Source organism: Methanocalculus sp., from assembly GCF_029762515.1.
In the GTDB taxonomy this organism is placed as follows: Archaea; Halobacteriota; Methanomicrobia; order Methanomicrobiales; family Methanocorpusculaceae; genus Methanocalculus.
This window is the reverse complement of record NZ_JARVGN010000505.1, coordinates 1-1398: the sequence shown is the minus strand read 5'-3', so window position 1 is coordinate 1398 and position 1398 is coordinate 1. Positions and strand designations below refer to the sequence as shown.

Here is a 1398-nt window from a genome sequence, read left to right as displayed (position 1 = left end):
GAGATTGAGATCATGCTCGCCGAATCACAGGAGCGGATGCTTGCCGAGGTCGCACCGGAGGATGTGGCTCTGATCGGGGCGATCGCCGAAAAGTATGACCTTGCCTGGGCAGATGTCGGAGAGGTGATCGCAGAGCCCCGTTATATCATCGAATTTAATGGAAGGACCGTCTGCGATCTCCCGATCGATCTACTCGTAGGCGGCACTCCCGCCTGCCGATGGGAGACGAAGGCATATAGTGCAGAAGAGCCTTTCCGCCGCCCTGAAGAGGATCTCCGCACCCTCTGCCAAAAAGTGCTCTCCCACCCCGAGTGTGCGGCAAAGGACTGGGTCTTCTCGCAGTACGATCATGATGTCCAGCTCAGATCCGTCTCTCTCGGTCCCGATGCTGCGGTGCTCCGGCTTGATGGAAGCGGCCTCTACTTCACCTGCGGCTGTAATCCCCGGCATATCTATCTTTCACCGCGTGATGGGACAGCGAATGCCGTTCTTGAGAATGCTTCAAACCTTGCCTGTTATGGATCCGATCCGCTCTGTATCGTTGACTGCTTAAACTTTGCAAGCCCGGTGCACCCGGAGATCAGCTGGCAGATCGAGGAATCGATCATTGGGATGGGGGAGATGTGCCGCCGTCTTGATGTCCCGATCGTCGGCGGGAACGTCTCCCTCTATAATGAGAGTGATGAATTTGATACCCGGATAAAGCCCACCCCGATGCTCGGTATGATCGGAAAGGGCGATCTCCGCACCTTCACCCCGCCACAGGAGGGTGCAACCCTGGTTCTTCTTGGAACAACCTCCCCTGATCTCGGCGGATCAATTCTTGATTGTGTCACCGGATGCGGTGGCCCTGCTCCTGCAACCGGGGATGTGGAGTTGGTTGTAACAGTCCGTGATCTCGTCAGGAAAAATGCGCTGGGTGCAGTAACCGACCTTTCCCGTGGCGGGCTTCTCACTGCACTTGCAAAGATCGCCCCCTGCTCTTCGGTCTCAATAGAGGGCGATCCGGTTGCAGCACTCTTCTCGGAATCCTATGCCCGGTTCCTGGTGGCAGTTGATGATCTGTCTGTTCTACAAGGAACTCCGCATACGGTTCTTGGAACCGTCGGCGGCGATGCACTCAGGATCAGATCCGGTGATGAAGAGATCGTCCTCACACCATCCGACCTGCGGGAAGCGTCGCGCACTATCACGGACCTGATGCGGATCGATTAGGCTTCCGCCAACTCAGTGACCGCCTGTACAAGGGCGGCCATCTCTTCTTCATTTCTGCCGCCTCTCATTGAAAAGCGAACATGGAAACTGCCGGCGACATCCATTCCGCGTTCCTTTGCATAGGTCTCCATGAGCGTGAGCGTCTCGCCGGGAGTGCTCCGTGAGGTGCAGACGAGCACCGCC

2 protein-coding genes are annotated in these 1398 nt (G+C 57.1%); one reads left to right on the top strand and one right to left on the bottom strand.

Annotated features, from left to right (window positions below; genetic code table 11):
- The coding region (locus tag QCH34_RS12665) for an AIR synthase related protein (protein WP_300334662.1) at positions 1-1215 on the top strand (1215 nt) is incomplete at its 5' end.
- Here QCH34_RS12665 and QCH34_RS12660 read toward each other — a convergent pair.
- Positions 1212-1398: hypothetical protein (locus tag QCH34_RS12660; RefSeq protein ID WP_300334661.1), on the bottom strand; the 187-nt coding region annotated here is incomplete at its 5' end. The genes QCH34_RS12665 and QCH34_RS12660 overlap by 4 nt on opposite strands.